This is a genomic window from Streptomyces xantholiticus (assembly GCF_014651015.1).
Classification (GTDB): domain Bacteria; phylum Actinomycetota; class Actinomycetes; order Streptomycetales; family Streptomycetaceae; genus Streptomyces; species Streptomyces xantholiticus.
Genome location: NZ_BMWB01000023.1, coordinates 64,460 through 80,518, shown reverse-complemented (window position 1 = coordinate 80,518; position 16,059 = coordinate 64,460). Strand labels below are relative to the sequence as shown.

At 72.8% G+C, this 16,059-nt stretch carries 13 protein-coding genes, 1 pseudogene and 1 riboswitch; of the genes and pseudogenes, 9 read left to right on the top strand and 5 right to left on the bottom strand.

The window, feature by feature from the left end:
* Positions 1-240: 240 nt before the first annotated feature.
* The gene (locus IE198_RS27455) at positions 241-1,839 is read right to left on the bottom strand and encodes an ABC-F family ATP-binding cassette domain-containing protein (protein ID WP_189891278.1); all 1,599 of its coding nucleotides are present in this window, start codon (positions 1,837-1,839) and stop codon (positions 241-243) included.
* Positions 1,840-2,105: 266 nt separating this feature from the next.
* Between IE198_RS27455 and IE198_RS27450 the strand changes: the two genes are divergently transcribed.
* On the top strand, positions 2,106-2,513 hold the full coding sequence (locus IE198_RS27450) for a VOC family protein (protein WP_189891276.1): 408 nt from the start codon (positions 2,106-2,108) through the stop codon (positions 2,511-2,513).
* 31 nt (positions 2,514-2,544) lie between these two features.
* Here IE198_RS27450 and IE198_RS27445 read toward each other — a convergent pair whose 3' ends face one another.
* The 3 genes from IE198_RS27445 to IE198_RS27435 form a co-directional block, all read right to left on the bottom strand.
* The gene (locus IE198_RS27445) at positions 2,545-3,933 is read right to left on the bottom strand and encodes a hypothetical protein (RefSeq protein WP_373300000.1); all 1,389 of its coding nucleotides are present in this window, start codon (positions 3,931-3,933) and stop codon (positions 2,545-2,547) included.
* A gap of 79 nt (positions 3,934-4,012) precedes the next feature.
* Positions 4,013-5,137 (bottom strand): alpha/beta hydrolase, encoded by a 1,125-nt coding sequence (locus tag IE198_RS27440; RefSeq protein WP_189891274.1) that lies wholly within the window; start codon positions 5,135-5,137, stop codon positions 4,013-4,015.
* 245 nt (positions 5,138-5,382) lie between these two features.
* Complete coding sequence (locus tag IE198_RS27435) at positions 5,383-6,045, bottom strand: class II aldolase/adducin family protein (RefSeq protein WP_189891272.1); 663 nt, start codon at positions 6,043-6,045, stop codon at positions 5,383-5,385.
* A 211-nt stretch (positions 6,046-6,256) separates the two neighbouring features.
* Here IE198_RS27435 and IE198_RS27430 point away from each other — a divergent pair, with 211 nt between their 5' ends.
* The 7 genes from IE198_RS27430 to IE198_RS27400 all read left to right on the top strand — a co-directional run bounded on the left by IE198_RS27430 (position 6,257) and on the right by IE198_RS27400 (position 14,747).
* Positions 6,257-7,489, top strand: coding sequence for an inorganic phosphate transporter (locus tag IE198_RS27430; protein WP_189891269.1), 1,233 nt, complete (start codon positions 6,257-6,259; stop codon positions 7,487-7,489).
* 8 nt (positions 7,490-7,497) lie between these two features.
* Positions 7,498-7,719, top strand: a complete 222-nt coding sequence (locus tag IE198_RS27425) for a hypothetical protein (RefSeq protein ID WP_189891267.1) — start codon at positions 7,498-7,500, stop codon at positions 7,717-7,719.
* 151 nt (positions 7,720-7,870) lie between these two features.
* A riboswitch (cobalamin riboswitch) is annotated at positions 7,871-8,005 on the top strand.
* Positions 8,006-8,095: 90 nt separating this feature from the next.
* On the top strand, positions 8,096-9,046 hold the full coding sequence (locus IE198_RS27420; RefSeq protein WP_189891265.1) for a cobalamin biosynthesis protein: 951 nt from the start codon (positions 8,096-8,098) through the stop codon (positions 9,044-9,046).
* Positions 9,043-10,548 carry a cobyric acid synthase gene (locus tag IE198_RS27415; RefSeq protein ID WP_189891263.1) on the top strand — a complete coding sequence of 502 codons (1,506 nt, stop codon included), beginning with the start codon at positions 9,043-9,045 and terminating at the stop codon, positions 10,546-10,548. The genes IE198_RS27420 and IE198_RS27415 overlap by 4 nt, the downstream gene beginning before the upstream one ends.
* A gap of 178 nt (positions 10,549-10,726) precedes the next feature.
* Complete coding sequence (locus tag IE198_RS27410; RefSeq protein WP_189891261.1) at positions 10,727-12,766, top strand: putative cobaltochelatase; 2,040 nt, start codon at positions 10,727-10,729, stop codon at positions 12,764-12,766.
* Complete coding sequence (gene cobO, locus IE198_RS27405) at positions 12,766-13,374, top strand: cob(I)yrinic acid a,c-diamide adenosyltransferase (protein WP_100106527.1); 609 nt, start codon at positions 12,766-12,768, stop codon at positions 13,372-13,374. The genes IE198_RS27410 and cobO overlap by 1 nt, the downstream gene beginning before the upstream one ends.
* Positions 13,368-14,747 (top strand): cobyrinic acid a,c-diamide synthase CobB, encoded by a 1,380-nt coding sequence (locus tag IE198_RS27400; protein WP_189891259.1) that lies wholly within the window; start codon positions 13,368-13,370, stop codon positions 14,745-14,747. The genes cobO and IE198_RS27400 overlap by 7 nt, the downstream gene beginning before the upstream one ends.
* Before the next feature lie 11 nt (positions 14,748-14,758).
* On the opposite strand, the gene IE198_RS27395 is transcribed toward IE198_RS27400, so the two are convergent.
* Complete coding sequence (locus IE198_RS27395) at positions 14,759-15,478, bottom strand: ZIP family metal transporter (RefSeq protein WP_189891257.1); 720 nt, start codon at positions 15,476-15,478, stop codon at positions 14,759-14,761.
* A gap of 112 nt (positions 15,479-15,590) precedes the next feature.
* On the opposite strand from IE198_RS27395, the pseudogene IE198_RS27390 reads away from it, so the two are divergent.
* Positions 15,591-15,965: pseudogene (locus tag IE198_RS27390) on the top strand (cobalamin biosynthesis protein); the annotation flags it as partial.
* Positions 15,966-16,059: the final 94 nt, after the last annotated feature.

The window sequence follows — 16,059 nt, the reverse complement described above, 5'->3', positions numbered from 1 at the left end:
GTGGGTCCATGTGCGGACCGGCCGCCTCGGGAAAGGGCAGGTCAGCGGCGCCGAGGAAGGGCCGCCAGGGCGGCGGAGCGGACGGCGGCGGGCCACCAGTCACCACGCCGCGATACGAGACGGTCTCACACAGATGATGGATCACTTGTAGGCCGAATGATCCATACGGAGATCCATACGGAGATCGTCGAGGACGCCTCGCACGGGTCCTGCACCGGGTGCAGGACCCGTGCTGGGCCGTCAGGCCAGTGCCACCAGGTCCGCGTAGTCCGCTCCCCACAGGTCCTCGACGCCGTCCGGCAGCAGGATGATCCGCTCGGGCTCGAGCGCCTCGACCGCGCCCTCGTCGTGCGTGACGAGAATGACCGCGCCCTTGTAGGTGCGCAGCGCGCCGAGGATCTCCTCCCGGCTGGCGGGGTCGAGGTTGTTGGTCGGCTCGTCGAGCAGCAGGACGTTGGCGGACGAGACCACGAGGGTGGCCAGGGCGAGGCGGGTCTTCTCGCCACCGGAGAGCACCCCGGCGGGCTTGTCGACGTCGTCGCCGGAGAAGAGGAACGAACCCAGCGTCTTGCGGACCTCGACGAGATCGAGATCGGGCGCGCAGGAGCGCATGTTCTCCAGGACCGTACGGTCGGGGTCCAGGGTCTCGTGCTCCTGGGCGTAGTAGCCGAGCTTGAGACCGTGGCCGGGGGTGACCGCGCCGGTGTCCGGCTGCTCCACGCCCGCGAGAAGCCGCAGCAGTGTGGTCTTGCCCGCGCCGTTGAGGCCGAGGATGACGACGCGGGAGCCCTTGTCGATCGCGAGGTCCACGTCGGTGAAGATCTCGAGGGAGCCGTACGACTTGGAAAGGCTCTCCGCGCTGAGCGGCGTCCTGCCGCAGGGCGCGGGCTCCGGGAAGCGGAGCTTGGCGACCTTGTCGGCGACCCGGACGTCCTCGAGGCCTGCCAGCAGACGCTCGGCGCGACGGGCCATGTTCTGCGCGGCCACGGTCTTCGTCGCCTTGGCGCGCATCTTGTCGGCCTGCGAGTTGAGGGCGGCGGCCTTCTTCTCGGCGTTCTGCCGTTCGCGCTTGCGGCGCTTCTCGTCCGCCTCGCGCTGCTGCTGGTAGAGCTTCCAGCCCATGTTGTAGACATCGATCTGGGCGCGGTTGGCGTCGAGGTAGAAGACCTTGTTGACGACGGTCTCCACGAGGTCGACGTCGTGGGAGATCACGATGAAGCCACCGCGGTAGGTCTTCAGGTAGTCACGCAGCCACACGATCGAGTCGGCGTCGAGGTGGTTGGTGGGCTCGTCGAGCAGCAGGGTGTCGGCGTCCGAGAACAGGATGCGGGCGAGCTCGACCCGGCGGCGCTGGCCGCCGGAGAGGGTGTGGAGCGGCTGGCCGAGCACCCGGTCGGGCAGACCGAGCGCGGCGGCGATGGTGGCGGCCTCCGCCTCCGCGGCGTACCCGCCCTTGGTGAGGAACTCGGTCTCCTGACGCTCGTACTGGCGCAGCGCCTTCTCACGGGTGGCGCCCTGGCCGGTGGCGATGCGCTCCTCGTTCTGCCGCATCTTGCGGATCAGGACGTCGAGGCCGCGGGCGGAGAGGATCCGGTCGCGGGCGAGGACGTCGAGGTCGCCGGTGCGCGGGTCCTGCGGGAGGTAGCCGACCTCGCCGGAGCGGGAGATGGTGCCGCCGGCGGGGATGCCCTCACCCGCGAGGCACTTGGTGAGTGTGGTCTTGCCCGCTCCGTTGCGGCCCACGAGGCCGATGCGGTCGCCCTTGGCGATGCGGAAGGAAGCGGATTCGATCAGGACGCGCGCGCCGGCGCGCAGCTCGATACCGGATGCGGTGATCACGGGGGAAGACTCCAGGGCGGTATGGACGGCGGAAGGGACGGGCGGCAGACGCTTCTACGCCGTCTAATGCACAAGGAGAATTGCCATACGGCCCAGTCTAACGGGACGGTGCAAGTGCTTTTCCGCGGCCGGAGGAGGGCGCGCTGCGGCCGGACGGTGACGACGCGGGCCGGGGCAGGTCCGGTTGAGCCGCGTTGTCGGTGGCGGGTGCCAGACTGAGATGCAGATCACATCCCTGTCGTCGAGCAAGTTGAGGAGTGGTCGGGATGACTCAGTCGCCGAGCATCTGTCCGACGCTGGTGTACGCGGACGCCAAGGCCGCGATCAGGCAGCTCACGGAGGCCTTCGGCTTCTCCGAACACGCGGTGTACGAGAACGAGGACGGCGGCGTGCTCCATGCCGAGCTGACGTACGGCAACGGCATGGTGATGCTGGGCAGCAAGGGCACCGGCAGCGAGTTCGACAAGCTGATGGAAGGCGCCGGTCCCACAGGGGTGTTCGTCCATGTCGACGACGTGGACGCGCACCACGGCAGAGCGGTGGAGCAGGGCGTGGAGATCGTGATGCCCCCGACCGACCAGGACTACGGCTCGCGGGACTACATGGCCCGCGATCTCGAGGGCAACATCTGGAGTTTCGGTACATACGCACCGGGGGCGGCGGAGGCCGCGTAGACCTCGCCGCTTCCCCGCCGCCGCGCCGCGGTCAGACGCCGCCGGTGTGCACCTGGAACGCGGCCCTGCGCACCGCCTTTGCCAGGGCCGGGTCCGGGTGCGCGGCCGCGAGAGCGACCAGGACCTGGACGGTACGGGGATGGCCGCCGGCGCGGACCTCGTCGAGCAGGGCCGGGACCGTGCCCTGCACGGCGGAGTCGAGGTGGCGCAGCAGCAGCTGCGGCTCACCGTGGTCGGCCACGGCGGCGGCGGTGTCCACCCACAGCCAGGTCGCTTCCTCACGGGTGAGGACGTCGGCCGCGTCCTCGGGGTCGGCACCCTCGTACTCGGCGAGCCACAGCAAGGCGTAAGGGCGCAGGGACGGTTCGGCGGCCACCGCGCGGACCTCGGTCTCCGCGGGCGCGCCGACCACGCGCAGCGCCTCGAAGGCCAGACCGCGCAGCAGGGCGTCCTCGCCCCGGGCGACGGCCAGCAGCTCCGCGACGGCGCTGGAGACGGTGCGCGCCGCGAGCCAGGCCCGGTACTCGGCGCGGGCGGGGCCCGGCGTGAGGCGTGCGCATCCGCGCAGCATGTCCTCCGCGGACTGCTCGATGTTGCCGGCGGGGCTCTGGGCGGCGACGCAGATCTGCTCCAGTTTGACCCAGACCGCCCAGTTGCCGAGCGGGGTGAGCGTGGCCTGGCCGCGCTCGAGGGTCAGGGCACCCACGGCGGACAGGCCCTCGAGCGCCCAGTCGAGGAGTGCGGCGACGGGCGCCTCGTCGGCACCTGCCCCGGACCCCGGTTCGGGCTGGGTGCCGTAGGGGACCTCGCAGCGTTCCTCGCGAAGTTCGGCGACACGCTGCTGCAGCAGGTCGAGCAGCGCGGGCATGAGCACGGGACCGGCCGACAGCTGGAGGAGGGAGAGCACCTGGGGCACGGCTTCGACCACCTCGGCGACCGTCGCGGGAGCGACGTTCCCGGGCGCGGGATGAACCAGTGACCAGGCGTCGAAGAGAGCGACCCAGCCGCGCAGCACGGCCATGTCGTCGCGGTCCCAGGCACGCAGCCGCCAGCCGGGACGTGCCGTTTCGCCGTGCAGTTCGATGAGACCGGCGAGACGGGCGCGGTCCCAGCCGGCCCGTACCTGCTCCGCGGTCATGCCGAGCGCGGCCGCGGCCCGTTCGCGTGCCTCCGCGATCGAACTGGCCGCGCCGGGACCGCGCTCCACGGCCGCCCAGCGGGCGACCCGTTCCGCGTCGGCGAGCACCACCCGCGCCTGGTGCGCGAGCTCGCCGGGGGCGGGCGTGCCCTCCGGCGGGCGGGGCGCCGGACGCGTGCGCCGGGTCGTCACGGCCCGGCGGGCGGTGGCCAGGGACCGCGGGGGGACGAGACGGAGTCTGGAGTTGCGCGCCAATTGCTCATCAGGCTTTCGGGACGTCACAGGGTGCAGTCTTCCCGTTGACGGCCCGAAAGCCCAAACGGAACCCCGCGGGCCGGGCCGGCGGCCTTCCCGCCTGCTCTCACATGAGGGGGGTGAGGAAGCGGCGGAGGACTTCTTCGTACGCCTTCGGGTCCGCGTTCCACATCGCGCCGTGCGGGGCCCGGGGGACCGTGTGGAGGGTGACCAGTTCCGGGCGGTGGGCGGCGAGTTGGCGTGAGCGGTGCCAGGGGGCCAGGGAGTCGTCGGGGCCGTGGAAGATCAGCGTCGGCACGCCCAGCGACTGCGGGTCGACGGCTTCGGCGAGCCGGTCACCGTGCGCCCCGGTGCGGCCCTGCGCGGCCCGCACCGCGAGGGGCAGCAGCGGGGCGGGGGTCCTGCGGGCGGCGGCCAGGGCGCGTACGGTCGCCTCCCAGTCGAGCACCGGCGAGTCGAGCACCACGCCGCTGATCCGGTCGCGCAGACCGGAGTTCGCGGCGGCGTGCAGGGCCATCGAGGCGCCGACGGACCAGCCGTGGACTATGACGCGCTCGGCGCCGTGGCGGACAGCGTGCCGGACGGCCGCGTCGAGGTCGCGCCACTCGGAGTCGCCGAGGTGGCCCAGACCGTCCGGCGGGCGGGGGGCGCCGAAGTCGCCCCGGTAGGCGAGCGACAGGACCGGGAACTGCTGGTCGCGCAGGAAGTCCATCACGTTCATGGTGTGTTCCCGGGTGGTGCCGAGACCGTGCACGGCGATGACCCAGGTGGCGCGCGCGCCGGGCACGAACCACGCGGGGAGTGCGCCGAGTTCGCCGGGGACGAGGACCTCGGAGTGCGCGATGCCGAGCGCGGCGTAGGGGTCGCCCCGGTGCACCTGCGGGGTGAGCCGGACCCGGGTGCCGGGCTCCAGACCGCCCTCCGTGACGCGCACGAGTCGGCGCACGACCGTGTCCGGGCCGTGCGGGACGCCGTCGAGCACCGGCCCCACGACGGCGTGGACCCCGGGGCCCTCGAGCCCGTACGTGCCGGGGCGCAGCGAGGCGAGGCTGCGGGTCAGCACGACACGGCCGGGGGCGGTGTCGTGGACTGTGAGCCGGGGATCGCCCGGCAGTGGCCTGCGGGCCCCTCTCAGCGCGGCGTGGCTCGCGTAGCGGCCGGCCGCGACCGCGGCCGCGCCGATGCCGATGAGTGTGGTGACGGCCGCTGCCGTCGCTGTAGCCGGGCGCACGGATCCAGTGTCGGCGCGGTCGGGCGCGGGGGCCAGTGGGCGGGACCGCGCGTGTCGCGCGGTGGGGCGTGGCCGTGGGGGCTGTTGCGCCTGCGGCGGGCTTGTCCCCCTCCCCGCCCCTTGCCGAAACCGGGCCCCGCCCGGACCCGCCACCGCGCTCCGCGCGGCTTCGGGGGCTCCGCCCCCCGTGCTGGAACGCCGGCGAGGCTGCGTATACGGCGTGGGGGAAAGGCCCGCCGCAGGCGTCAGGCGCCGGGTTGGCCGTAGCTCGCGAGCTGCGCCGCCGCCTCCGCGAGTTGTGGCGGGGAGAGCAGGGTCGGTTCTCGGCCCGGGACGGACGACGCGGTGAGCCAGACACGGCACATCCACTCCAGCTGCGCCGTGCGGTCGTACGCCTGGGACAGCGTGCCGCCGTGGGCGACGGTCCCGTGGTTCTGGAGGAGGCACGCCGTGCGGTCACGCAGGGCGTGCAGCATGTTCCTGGCCAGCTCTGCCGTGCCGTACAGCGCGTAGGGGGCGACGCGGACCGGGCCGCCGAGCGCGGCGGTCATGTAGTGGACGGGCGGGAGCTCGGGAACGAGGGTGGAGACCGCCGTGGCGTGCACCGCGTGGGTGTGCACGACAGCGCGCGCGTCGGTCTCCCGGTGCAGGACGAGATGCAGCGGCAGCTCGCTGGTGGGCCTCAGGTCGCCGAGGACCTGTTTGCCGTCGAGGTCGACCGCGACGGTGTCCCGCGCGGTGAGCCGGTCGTACGGCACACCGCTCGGGGTGACGAGGACGAGTTCGCCCACCCGGACCGAGACGTTGCCCGAAGTGCCGACGACGAGCCCCTCGGACGCCGTCCTGCGGGCGGTGCCCACGAGTTCCTGCCATGCCTGTGCGATGTCATCTCTCGCCTCATCAGTCATGCCGGCGATCCTGTCAGGCGGGGTCCGCGGCCCCCAGGGACACGCACGGTGTTCGAGTGGCTGCACTGAGCACCAGGAGGGCCGGAAATCGGACAAGCGGAATCGACCGACCCCACTTCGGGTCACCACAACGCCCGCCCCAGTTCATCTTCCGTTCATCCAGGTTGCCTACGGTCCTCGCGTCAATGACGTCAAACGATTGCCTGGGTAAATGGAACACATCACGCTGCTGCTCGCGATTGTGATCGTGACAGCTCTCGTGTTCGATTTCACGAACGGTTTCCACGACACCGCCAACGCGATGGCGACGACCATCTCGACCGGCGCGATGAAGCCCAAGACTGCGGTGGCCATGTCCGCCGTTCTGAACCTCGTCGGTGCTTTTCTCTCCGTGGAGGTCGCCAAGACGATCTCCAGCGGACTCGTCGACGAATCAGGCATCACCCCTGAAGTCATCTTCGCGGCGCTCGTCGGCGCCATCCTGTGGAACCTGCTCACCTGGCTGGTCGGTCTGCCGTCCAGCTCCTCGCACGCCCTCATGGGCGGTCTGATCGGCGCCACGGTCGCCTCGGTCGGATTCGGCGGGGTCGACGGCGGCGTCGTCGTCACCAAGGTCCTGATTCCGGCCGTCGCCGCTCCGCTCGTCGCGGGTCTCGCCGCCATGCTGGCGGCCAGGCTGACGTACAGGCTCGGCAGGAAGACCGACCAGAAGGCCACCGCCAAGGGCTACCGCGCCGGGCAGATCGCCTCCGCCGGCCTCGTGTCCCTGGCGCACGGCACCAACGACGCCCAGAAGACCATGGGCATCATCACGCTGGCCCTCGTCGCCGGCAATGTGCTCTCCCCTGGTTCCAACCCTCCGCTGTGGGTCATCGTCTCCGCCGGTGTGGCGATCGCGCTCGGCACCTACCTCGGCGGCTGGCGCATCATCCGCACCATGGGCAAGGGCCTCACCGACCTCCAGCCGCAGCAGGGCTTCGCCGCCCAGACCAGCGCGGCCAGCGTGATCCTCGCCTCCTCGAACCTCGGCTTCTCGCTGTCGACCACCCACTCCTGCTCCGGCGCCGTCATGGGCGCGGGCCTCGGCCGCAAGGGCGGTGTCGTCCGCTGGTCCACCGCCACCCGGATGTTCGTGGCCTGGGGTCTGACCCTGCCGGCCGCGGGTCTCGTCGCGGCGGGTTCCGAGTTCGTCACCAAGCAGGGTGACTGGGGCGTCGCGGCCGTCGCCGTCTTCCTCGTCGCCTCCTGCGTCGCGATCTGGTTCATCTCGCGCCGCCAGGTCATCGACCACACCAACGTCAACGACACCGACACCCCGGCCGAGGAGCCCGCGGGCGTCGTCACGACCGCCATCGCGGCCGTCACCCCGCCGCCCGCCGGCGACATCAAGACCACGATCCACGCCGCGGCCGAGCCCGAGCCGGCCCGTACGGCCACGGTGTAAGGAGCAGCATGAAGATCGACTGGGCAGCTCTCGGCTCCGTGTTCGGCGTGAGCCTCGTCGCCACCGTCGCCCTGGTGGGCCTGTTCACCCTGGGCGTCGTGAGCCTGACCAAGCAGGAGGCGGCCACGCAGGCCGGAGGTTCCGGCTCGCTGGCCCGCACCGGCGCGTACGCCTGCTTCGCGCTCTGCGCGGCGGCGGTGTCCTACGGGATCTACCTGATCGTCACCTGACGTCACGATCCGCACAGAGGCCGGGCCCAGGCCACCCACGGTGCCCTGGGCCCGGCCCTTGCATGTCCGCCGACGGGGGGCTCGGCCGTCCGCCGGTGTGGGGCTCGGCACACTGTCCGCCGCAGGTCAAGGGTGAGTTGACGGGCGTTCGCGCACATGGTGGACTTCCGGGGCCATCAACGGCGGCAGAAGAGGAAGTCCGGTGCGAATCCGGCGCGGTCCCGCCACTGTCACCCGGGTGCACCACCCGGGGAGCCAGGAACTCTCGCCGCCGGTCACGTCGAACCAGGGCGCGGACCCTGAGTGAGGACTCCTGCCATGCCTGGCTGCGGTAAAGCCCTGTCCGTCGGACACCACTTCCGGGACCGCTGATCCCGTGCGAGCCGACCGAATCTTCGTATACGGCGCCGCTGCCGGCCTCGCCGGCGACCGGCTCCTCGGCGATCCCCGCCGGGGGCACCCGGTCGCCGCGTTCGGGCGGGCGGCGGGCGCCGTCGAGCGTGTGCTGTGGCGCGACCACCGCGGCCGGGGCGCCCTGCACACAGCCGTCTGCGCGGGCGGCGCCGTGGCCGCGGCGACCCTGGCCGCCCGTGCCGTGCGCCGCTCCTCCGTCGCATCGGCCGCGCTGACCGCCGCCGCCACCTGGGCCGTCGTCGGAGGTACGACGCTCGGGCGGGAGGCCACGGCCATCGGCGACGCGCTGGCCGCCGGCGACGTCGAGGCGGCACGCGAGCGGCTGCCCCATCTGTGCGGGCGCGACCCGCAGGCGCTGGACGCGCAGCAGATCGCACGCGCCGTCGTCGAGTCCGTGGCCGAGAACACCTCCGACGCGGTCGTGGGCGCCCTCGTGTGGGGCGCCGTCGCGGGCGTGCCCGGGCTGGTGGGCTTCCGGGCGGTGAACACCCTGGACGCGATGGTCGGCCACAAGTCGCCCCGCCACCGCCGCTACGGCTGGGCATCGGCCCGGCTGGACGACGTGGCCGGCTGGCCGGGCGCGCGGCTCACCGCCGCGCTGGCGGCCGCCTGCGGACCGGACCCGCGCGGCGCCGTCCGGACCTGGCGGGCCGACGCGGGCAAGCACCCGAGCCCCAACGCGGGCCCCGTGGAGGCGTCCTTCGCGGGCGCGCTCGGCGTACGGCTGGGCGGGACCCTCTCGTACGGCGGACGGGTCGAGCACCGGCCCGTACTGGGCGGAGAGGGCCGGGCCGTGGAGTTCGGCGACATCGGACGAGCGGTGCGGCTGTCGCGCCGGGTGGGCACGCTGGCCCTGGTGGTCTGCGCGGGCGCACGGCTCACCCTGGGAGCACTGAAGCGGAGGCGGGCATGAGCGGGGGGCTGCTGGTCGCGGGGACCACCTCGGACGCGGGCAAGAGCGTCGTCACGGCCGGGATCTGCCGGTGGCTGGTGCGGCAGGGGGTGAAGGTCGCGCCGTTCAAGGGGCAGAACATGTCCCTCAATTCGTTCGTGACGCGTGAGGGCGCGGAGATCGGACGGGCGCAGGCGATGCAGGCGCAGGCCGCGCGCGTGGAACCGACCGCGCTGATGAACCCCGTACTGCTCAAGCCCGGCAGCGACCGCTCCAGCCAGGTGGTGCTGATGGGCCGGCCGGTCGGTGAGCTGAGCGCCCGGGGGTACCACGGGGGCAGACAGCAGGAGTTGTTCGAGCCGGTCATGGCGTGCCTGGAGGAGCTGCGGGGCACGTATGACGCCGTGATCTGCGAGGGGGCGGGCAGTCCGGCCGAGATCAACCTGCGGCGCACGGACATCGTGAACATGGGCATCGCGCGGGCCGCCCGGTTGCCGGTGCTGGTGGTCGGCGACATCGACCGGGGCGGGGTGTTCGCGCAGTTCTTCGGTACGACGGCGCTGCTGAGCCCCGAGGACCAGTCGCTGGTGGCGGGTTACCTGGTCAACAAGTTCCGCGGCGACGTGTCCCTGCTCGAGCCGGGACTCGACATGCTGCACGGCCTCACGGGGCGGCCGACGCTCGGCGTCCTGCCGTACGCGCACGGGCTCGGCATCGACGAGGAGGACGGCCTGAGGGTCTCCCTGCGCGGCGCGGTGAGTCAGTCGGCCCTCGCGGCGCCCGTCGGTGCCGATGTGCTGCGGGTCGCGGTGTGCGCGGTGCCGCTGATGTCGAACTTCACCGACGTCGACGCGCTGGCGGCCGAACCGGGCGTCGTGGTGCGGTTCGTGGACCGCGCGGAGGAGCTCGTCGACGCCGACCTGGTGGTCGTCCCGGGCACCCGGGGAACGGTCAAGGCGTTGGCGTGGCTGCGGGAGCGCGGGCTGGCTGACGCCCTGGCTCGGCGGGCGGCGGAGGGCCGGCCGGTGCTGGGAATCTGCGGCGGTTTCCAGGCGCTGGGCGAACACATCGAGGACGACGTCGAGTCGCGGGCGGGCGAGGTCGAAGGGCTGGGACTGCTGCCGGTACGGGTGCGGTTCGCGCGCGAGAAGACGCTCGCGAGGCCCGAGGGCGAGGCGCTCGGAGAGCGGGTCGAGGGGTACGAGATCCATCACGGCGTGGCGGAGGTCGGCGGTGGCGATCCCTTCCTGGACGGCTGCCGGGTCGGCGCGGTATGGGGCACGCACTGGCACGGGTCCCTGGAGAGCGACGGCTTCCGGCGCGCGTTCCTGCGGGAGGTCGCGGCACTGGCGGGGCGGCGTTTCGTGCCGGCGCCGGACACGAGCTTCGGGACCCTGCGGGAGGAGCAGTTGGACCGGCTGGGGGATCTGATCGAGGAGCACACGGATACGACGGCGTTGCTGCGGCTCATCGAGGGCGGGGCGCCGCCGGAGTTGCCGTTCGTGCCGCCGGGAGCGCCGTGAGGGTTGGTGGCGAGGGGCACGCTCCCCCCGAGTGCGGGGCGCAGAGCAGCAGTTCCACCAGGTGCCCGTGGAGCAGCGGGCCGTCCCTTGAGGCGGGGAGCAAGGGCACCAGCATGCGCCGCGGATCGGCGGCGACCCAACCTGTCCAGGTGGAGTCACCCGAAGGAGCGATCACCTGATGAGCACCCGCTATCCGTTCACGGCCGTTGTCGGCATGGACGATCTGCGCCTTGCGCTGCTCCTCAACGCGGTGAGCCCCGCAGTGGGCGGCGTACTCGTACGTGGTGAGAAGGGCACCGCGAAGAGCACCGCGGTGCGTGCCCTCGCGGACCTGTTGCCCGAGGTGCCCGTGGTGACCGGGTGCCGTTTCTCCTGCGCGCCCGCCGCACCGGACCCTTCATGCCCGGACGGGCCGCACGAGGCCGGGGCCGGGGAGGCGCGGCCGGCGCGCATGGTCGAGCTGCCCGTTGGTGCTTCGGAGGACCGGCTCGTCGGCGCGCTCGACATCGAGCGGGCGCTCTCGGAGGGCGTGAAGGCGTTCGAGCCGGGGCTGCTCGCCGATGCGAACCGCGGGATCCTCTATGTGGACGAGGTGAACCTCCTTCATGATCACCTCGTCGACCTCCTGCTCGACGCCGCCGCCATGGGCGCCTCCTACGTCGAGCGCGAAGGTGTCTCCGTACGGCATGCCTCCCGCTTCCTGCTCGTCGGGACCATGAACCCCGAAGAGGGCGAGCTGCGGCCCCAGTTGCTGGACCGGTTCGGGCTCACCGTGGAGGTCGCGGCCTCCCGCGACCCCGACCGGCGGGTCGAGGTCGTACGGCGCAGGCTGGCGTACGACGACGATCCGGCGGGCTTCGCAGCGCGCTGGGCGGGCGAGGAAACAGCGCTGCGCGAGCGGATCGTGGCGGCGCGGGAACTGCTGCCGCGCGTCGTCCTCGGCGATGTGGCGCTGCGGCAGATCGCGGCGACCTGTGCGGCGTTCGAGGTCGACGGTATGCGGGCCGACATCGTGATGGCCCGCACGGCGACCGCGCTGGCGGCGTGGGCGGGACGGGACGAGGTCGCGGAGGAGGACGTACGGCAGGCGGCGCTGCTGGCGCTGCCGCACCGCAGGCGGCGCAATCCCTTTGACGCGCCCGGCCTGGACGAGTCCAAGCTCGACGAGACGCTGGACGAGTTCGGCGGGGACGACGAGCCCGACCCCGACCCGGATCCCGGTCCGGACGGCGGGCCCGAGGGCGGTCCCGGCGGCGGTGGCGGCGGGGTGCCGCCGCAGGGCGGTGGGCCGGACGCACCAAAGGCGCCCGAAACCGCCGGCTCCGGGTCGGCGCCCGCCCCGGCTCCCGGCGCCGGGAGCGGTGGTGAGCAGCAGCCCGTACGGGCCGCGGAACCGTTCCGTACGAAGATGCTCAGCGTGCCCGGCCTCGGTGAGGGCGCGGCGGGGCGCAGGTCCCGTGCGCGTACCGAGCACGGGCGTACGACCGGCGCACGGCGGCCCCGGGGCGCGCTCACCAAGCTGCACCTGGCGGCCACCGTGCAGGCCGCCGCCCCGCACCAGCGTGCCCGCGGGCGCAGCGGACGGGGGCTGGTGGTCCGTCGGGACGATCTGCGGCAGGCGACCCGCGAGGGCCGCGAGGGGAACCTCGTGCTGTTCGTGGTGGATGCGTCGGGGTCGATGGCGGCAAGGAAGCGCATGGGCGCGGTCAAGGGCGCCGTGCTGTCGCTGCTGCTGGACGCGTACCAGCGGCGCGACAAGGTGGGGCTGATCACCTTCCGCGGCAAGGGCGCGGAGTTGGCGCTGCCGCCCACCTCGTCGGTCGACGCGGCGGCGGCGCGGCTGGAGTCGCTGCCGACGGGTGGCCGCACACCGCTCGCGCAGGGCCTGCTCAAGGCGCACGACGTGCTGCGCATCGAGCGGCTGCGCGATCCGTCGCGCCGTCCGCTGCTGGTGGTGGTGACCGACGGCCGGGCCACCGGCACGGGTGCCGGGGACGCCTTCGGGTCCGCGCTGCGCGCCGCGCGGCTGCACGCCGCTGAGGGAACCGCGGCCGTCGTCGTGGACTGTGAGGCCGGGCCGGTACGGCTCGGGCTGGCCGGCACGCTCGCCGGATCGCTTGGCGGCAGCGCCGTCACGCTCGACGAGCTGCGGGCCGAATCGATCGCCGGGCTCGTCAAGGACGTCCGGGACGTATCCGCCATCAGGAGGGCCGCGTAATGCCGCAGGGACAGCCGTCAGTCGTACCGGACGACGGGCTCACGACCCGTCAGCGCCGCAACCGTCCCCTGGTGTTCGTGCACACGGGCATCGGCAAGGGGAAGTCGACGGCCGCGTTCGGGCTCGCGCTGCGGGCCTGGAACCAGGGTTGGCCGGTCGGGGTGTTCCAGTTCGTGAAGTCGGCGAAGTGGAAGGTCGGCGAGGAGAACGCACTCAAGGTGCTGGGCGCCAGCGGCGAGGGCGGCACGGTCGCCTGGCACAAGATGGGCGAGGGCTGGTCGTGGATCCAGCGCACCCCCGCGGAGGGTGAGCAGTCCAACGAGGACAAGGCCCGTGAGGGCTGGGAACAGGTCAAGCGGGACCTGGCGGCCGAGACGCACAAGCTGTACGTGCTCGACGAGTTCGCCTACCCGCTGCACTGGGGCTGGATCGACACCGACGAGGTGATCGAGGTGCTGCGCGAGCGGCCCGGCACGCAGCATGTGGTGATCACCGGCCGCAACGCGCCGCAGAAGCTGATCGACTTCGCCGACCTGGTCACCGACATGTCCAAGGTCAAGCACCCCATGGACGCGGGGCAGAAGGGCCAGCGGGGCATCGAGTGGTAGCACGTCTCGTCATCGCCGCCCCTTCGTCGGGGGCGGGCAAGACCACGGTCGCGACGGGCCTGATGGCCGCGTTCGCCGAGCGGGGCCTCGCCGTGTCGCCGCACAAGGTCGGCCCCGACTACATCGATCCCGGTTACCACGCGCTGGCCACGGGTCGGCCCGGCCGCAACCTCGACGCGTACCTGTGCGGCACGGAGCTGATCGCGCCGCTGTTCCTGCACGGGGCGCGCGACTGCGAAATCGCCGTGGTGGAAGGCGTGATGGGGCTGTACGACGGCGCCGCCGACCAGGGCGAGCTGGCCTCGACCGCGCAGGTCGCGAAGCTGTTGCGCGCGCCGGTGGTGCTGGTCGTGGACGCCTCGTCGCAGTCCCGCTCGGTGGCGGCGCTGGTGCACGGGTTCGCGTCGTGGGACCCGGAGGTGCGGATCGGCGGGGTGATCCTCAACAAGGTGGCGACGGACCGGCACGAGCATCTGCTGCGGGAGGCGCTCGGCGGGTCCGGGGTGCCGGTGCTGGGCGCCTTGCGGCGTGAGCAGCGTGTCGGTACGCCGTCGCGCCACCTTGGGCTGGTGCCGGTTGCCGAGCGGCAGGCCGAGGCGGTGGACGCCGTCGGGGCCATGGCCGAGCAGGTACGGGCCGGGTGCGACCTGGACGCGCTGTTGGCGTTGGCTCGGTCGGCGCCGGCGTTGCCCGAGGCACCGTGGGTGCCGAGGGTCGTGGAACGGCGGCACGCCGCCGGTGACGCCCGGCCCTCCGCGCCGGAGGGGGGTCCTCCGCCGGTGGTCGCGGTCGCCGGAGGGGCCGCGTTCACGTTCTCGTACGCGGAGCATGTGGAGTTGCTGAGGGCCGCCGGTGCGCAGGTCGTGCCGTTCGACCCGCTGCGGGACGAGAAGCTCCCCGAGGGAACCGGAGGGATCGTCATCGGTGGCGGCTTCCCCGAGGTGTACGCGCCCGAGCTGTCCGCGAACGAGCCGCTGCGGAAGGCGGTCGCCGAACTGGCGCGCTCCGGGGCGCCGGTCGCCGCCGAGTGCGCCGGGCTGCTGTATCTGGCCCGGTCCCTGGACGGCAGGCCCATGTGCGGCGTCCTGGACGCCGACGCGCGGATGTCGGGACGGCTGACGCTCGGCTACCGGGAGGCCGTCGCGGTCGTCGACAGCCCCCTCGCCGCTGCCGGAACCCGGATGCGGGGCCACGAGTTCCACCGCACGGTGCTGGAACCGGGCTCAGGGCCGGCGCCCGCGTGGGGCATGGTGCGGCCGGAGCGCCGGGCCGAGGGGTTCGTGCAGCGGGGTGTGCACGCCAGCTATCTGCACACGCACTGGGCGTCCCGGCCCGAGGTGGCGGCCCGGTTCGTGACGGCGTGCCGCGGATGAGCGGACCACGCTCATTCGGCGATGCCGACGACCAGCCAGATGAAGCCCACTCCCCCGACGGTGCACAGCAGGGTGGAGCGGGCGGGGTGTTCGTGGTGCGCCTCGGGGAGGATCTCGGCGGCGGCGAGGTAGAGGAGCGCACCGCCGAAGAAGCCGAGATAGCTTCCCAGAAGATCCTCAGGAAGAGTGAACAGCACGGTCGACGCCGCGCCGACGACGGGCGCTGCCGCGTCGGCGACAAGCATCATGTTCGCCTTGCGGCGGGGGTTCCCGTACAGGCTGGTGATCGTGTACGTGTTGAACCCGTCGGCGAAGTCGTGCGTGACGACGGCGAGTGCCACGGCTGCTCCCATCCCGCCGCCGACCTGGAACGCGGCGCCGAGCGCGATGCCGTCCATCAGGCTGTGGGCGACCATGGCCGCGGCCGCCGTCAGCCCCACCTGCGGCACCCGGTGGTCCGCGCCGTGTGCCGCCTGCCGTACGGCCAGCAGCCGTTCCACCATGTGGGCCACGAGAAAGCCGCCGACGAACAACAGCAGTGCCTGCGGTACGCCCAGGACCGGTCCGCCCGCGGCCTCCAGCGCCTCCGGAAGCAGTTCCAGTCCGACGACGCCGAGCATCAGTCCGCCGGCCAGTCCCAGCACGAGGTGCCGGCGGTCGGTGACGCGACCGGCCGTCCAGCCTCCCGCGAGCGTCATCAGGAACGCGCCGAGCGCGACGATCACCGCCATGCGCCCTTGCTAGCCGATCCCGGGATCTTCTCGCACATCCCGGTAGCCGACGATTCACCCGGTTGACCCGCCGACCACTGCCCGAAGGAGCCGCCGCATGACCGAGACCATGAGCCTGGTCGTCGGCGTCGGCGCATCGCGCGGTGTGCCCGTCGACGAGGTGCATCAGCTGGTCGTCCGGACGCTGCGCGAAGCGGGGCTTTCGGTGGACGGCGTGGTGGCGTTGGCGACCGTCGACACGAAGGCGGCGGAGCCGGGGGTCATCGGGACGGCCGAGCGGCTGGGCGTTCCCCTGGTGACGTACGGCGCCGAGCGTTTGGCGCGGGTGCCGGTGGAGAACCCGTCCCCGGCGGCCCTGCGTGCGGTCGGGACCGGGTCGGTCGCGGAGGCCGCGGCGCTGGCGGACGGCGGCGAACTGCTCGTGCCCAAGCGGCGGTCGGCGCCGGTGGGCCGGCCGCCGGGTGCGACGTGTGCGATCGCCCGCCGGGTGTCGCATACGTCTCGGACCACTGCCGAGATCCGGCCGCAGGCGACATGATGGCCTTCGTGCGTATGTTCACCCGTCGTTCGAACCTTCATAC